1 protein-coding gene is annotated in these 239 nt (G+C 38.9%); it reads left to right on the top strand.

The window, feature by feature from the left end:
* On the top strand, positions 1-239 hold a 239-nt coding region (locus J7338_RS20675; protein WP_215909156.1), incomplete at both ends, for a transposase.

The raw sequence follows: 239 nt of genomic DNA, 5'->3' as shown, positions 1-239 counted from the left end.
AAAGGATATTTAAGTAAGGCTTTAGAAGCGGATTTGCTCGATAAAGGGGTAAAGCTGATCACGACGGTTCGCAAAAATATGAAGGCAAAAGCGATGTCATTATGGGATAGAGCGATGCTTTCAAAGCGTTTTATAATCGAAACAATTAATGACCAACTCAAGAATATATCCTTCATTGAACATTCGAGACATCGGAGTATGAACGGCTTTATGTTGAATTTAGTGGCTGGATTGGTGGC

This window comes from Pseudoalteromonas ostreae, from assembly GCF_018069805.1.
In the GTDB taxonomy this organism is placed as follows: Bacteria; Pseudomonadota; Gammaproteobacteria; order Enterobacterales; family Alteromonadaceae; genus Pseudoalteromonas; species Pseudoalteromonas ostreae.
The sequence above is the reverse complement of the archived record's forward strand: the minus strand, read 5'-3'. Positions and strand labels throughout refer to the sequence as shown.